The sequence below is a fragment of the Streptomyces sp. NPDC002690 genome (assembly GCF_053592415.1).
This window is the reverse complement of sequence record NZ_JBSFVR010000588.1, coordinates 1-2,939: the sequence shown is the minus strand read 5'-3', so window position 1 is coordinate 2,939 and position 2,939 is coordinate 1. Positions and strand designations below refer to the sequence as shown.

Below are 2,939 nucleotides of genomic sequence, written 5' to 3'. Positions count from 1 at the left end.
CGAGACCCACTGAGCTTCTAGCTCAGCGGTCATCGGGTTCGAGTAGCAGCCAGCAAGCAATCCCCGCCGAGACACGGCGTTCCGGACGGTTTCGGCCCGGTGACGCTCGTGGCGGCGGCGCAGTCGGTGTACCTCGCCGCGGCCGGCGTGCTGCTGGTGCTCGGCCGGGAGCGGCTGCTGCTGGCCGCACTGAGCCCGCTGATCGCGGGTGCGGCCGTACTGCCCTGGTGGGAGCCGGGGAACGAACTGCGGGCGGGGCTGCCGCTGCTGGCGCTGCTGGCCACTCTGGTGGTCTGCTCGGTGGCTCTGGTCGCCTGCCTCCGTACACCGCCGGCCACCGGGAGCCGCCCGAAGCTGGCGTGGTCGCTGCCGTACGGCCTGTTCGGACTCGCCGCAGGCACCCTCGTGCTGCTGGAGGGCAAGGTCAACGCCTACGCCGTGATCGTTCTGACGCTGAGCATGGGACCTGCGGAGTGGCTGCTGTACCGCTACCGGGGCATGTCGGTGGCGGCGCTGCGCGCCACGGCCACACCCGCCGGGTTCCTGCTGCGCTCCACCGGCGTACTCGCCCTGTGCCTGCTCATCTACCTGGGCCCGCTCTTCCCGGCCGCGCTCCTCAGCCACGCGGACCCGGCCACCCTGCTCTCCCTCGCGGCCACCCTGTGGACCGCCCTGCTGCTCCAGGCGTTCGGCGCGGCCTGGCCCGCCGCGACGATCTGCCTCCTCGCGGCCGGCACCTCGGCCCTCGTCCACCGCCTCGAACTGCCACCGGGCACGGCGATCCTGCCGCTGAGCTGTTGTGCCGCCGCGCTCCTGCTGATCGTGTGCGCGCTGCGCATGCTCGGCCGCCCGTCGCCCCACGCCTGACGGCTCACCACCGCACCGCCGCCCGGCCCGGGCGGCGGTGCGGCAGGACACACCCGCTCCCGCGCGGCCGGCGCACGGTCCCCGCCGCGCACCGCCACCGCCCGCACCCCGACTTCATACACCGGAAGGACCATCCAGTTGACCTCCGCACCGCTCGCCGCCGTCACCGGGGCCGAAGGATTCATCGGCTCCCACCTCACCGAGGCCCTGGTAGCCCGGGGGTACCGGGTGAGGGCCATGGCCCAGTACAACTCCTTCTCCTCCTTCGGCTGGCTGGAGACCCTCTCCGCCGACGTGCTCGACCAGGTCGAGATCGTCCTCGGTGACGTCCGCGACCCCGGTTCGGTCCGCGGCCTCCTGGAAGGCGCCGACCTCGCCTTCCACCTCGCGGCGCTGATCGCGATCCCGTACTCCTACCAGGCGCCGCACAGCTACGTGGACACCAACGTCACCGGCACGCTCAACGTGCTGGAGGCAGTCCGCGCCCTCGGCACGCCCCGGCTGGTGCACACCTCCACCAGCGAGACGTACGGCACCGCGCAGACCGTGCCGATCACCGAGGACCACCCGATCAACACCCAGTCCCCGTACGCCGCTTCGAAGGCGGGCGGCGACCGGCTCGCGGACAGCTACCACGCGAGCTTCGACACCCCCGTGGTGACGCTGCGCCCGTTCAACACCTTCGGCCCGCGCCAGTCGATGCGCGCGGTCATCCCCACCGTGATCGGCCAGGTCGCCGCCGGCGAGACCACCATCACGCTCGGCGACCTGCGTCCCACCCGCGACTTCACCTTCGTCAAGGACACCGCGCAGGCGTTCCTCGCGGTGGGCACCGCGCCCGCCGAGAAGGTCGTCGGCCGCACCCTGAACGCCGGTACCGGCGGGGAGATCTCCGTCGGCGACCTCGTCGGCCTGATCGGCAAGGTGATGGACTCCCCGCTCGACGTCCGCGAGGACTCCGCCCGCATCCGGCCGGCCAACTCCGAAGTGATGCGTCTGGTCGCCGACGCGACCAGGCTCACCGAGGCCACCGGCTGGCGGCCCGCGCACACCCTGGAGGAAGGGCTCGCGCAGACCGTCGAGTTCTTCCGTGAACCGGCCAACCTGGCCCGCTACAAGACCGGCATCTACAACATCTGATTGATCGTCACGTCCCAAGTCCGATGTCCGACGTCCCGCGTCCGACAATGAGGGGGAACACCATGCACGTCGTCATCCTGGCCGGTGGCAAGGGCGTACGGCTGCGGCCCTACACGACCGCGCTGCCCAAGCCGCTGGTACCCATAGGCGACCAGCACACGATCCTGGAGATCGTGCTGCGTCAGCTCGCCAACGCCGGATTCACCTCCTGCACGCTCGCCATCGGCCATCTCGGCGAGATCATCCGCGCCTACGTCGGCGACGGCTCCCAGTGGGGCCTGCGGATCGACTACGCGACCGAGGAGAGCCCGCTGGGCACCATGGGACCGCTGCTCAACATGCGCGACCGGCTGCCCGAGACGTTCCTGGTGATGAACGGCGACGTCCTGACCGACCTGGACTTCGGGGAGGTGCTCGCCACCCACCGCTCCGCCGACGCGCCGCTGACCATCGCCACCTACGCCCGCAAGGTGCACATCGACTTCGGTGTGCTCACCACGGACGACAGCAGGGTCGTCGCCTTCACCGAGAAGCCCAGCATGGACTACCGGGTCTCGATGGGCGTGTACGGCCTGTCCCGTTCGACGCTCGACAGCTACACCGCCGGTCTGCCGCTAGGCTTCGACGAGCTCGTCCTCGACCTGCTGAAGGCCGGGAACCCGCCGCACGCCTACGAGTTCGACGGATACTGGCTGGACATCGGCCGGCCCGACGACTACGACCGGGCCAACGCCGAGTTCACCAGCCGCAAGCAGCTTCTGCTCAAGGGAGCCTGACCCCCCTCATGCGCATTCTCGTCCTGGGCTTCACCGGCTTCCTGGGCGGCCACGTCGTCGAGAGCATCGTCGCAACCGCTGCCGAGCGGGTGGGGCGACGGTCCCCGACCTGATCGTGTCCACCGAAGTCGTCGCGGACGACGCGGCAGGGGCCCT

At 70.7% G+C, this 2,939-nt stretch carries 2 protein-coding genes and 1 pseudogene; all 3 read left to right on the top strand.

The window, feature by feature from the left end; translation table 11 throughout:
- Positions 1–87: 87 nt before the first annotated feature.
- A pseudogene (locus ACWD3D_RS35555) lies at positions 88–867 on the top strand (hypothetical protein); the annotation flags it as partial.
- Between the two features lie 138 nt (positions 868–1,005).
- Positions 1,006–2,007 (top strand): GDP-mannose 4,6-dehydratase, encoded by a 1,002-nt coding sequence (locus ACWD3D_RS35550; RefSeq protein ID WP_451464806.1) that lies wholly within the window; start codon positions 1,006–1,008, stop codon positions 2,005–2,007.
- Between the two features lie 62 nt (positions 2,008–2,069).
- On the top strand, positions 2,070–2,783 hold the full coding sequence (locus ACWD3D_RS35545) for a nucleotidyltransferase family protein (protein WP_451464805.1): 714 nt from the start codon (positions 2,070–2,072) through the stop codon (positions 2,781–2,783).
- The last annotated feature ends 156 nt before the right edge of the window (positions 2,784–2,939 follow it).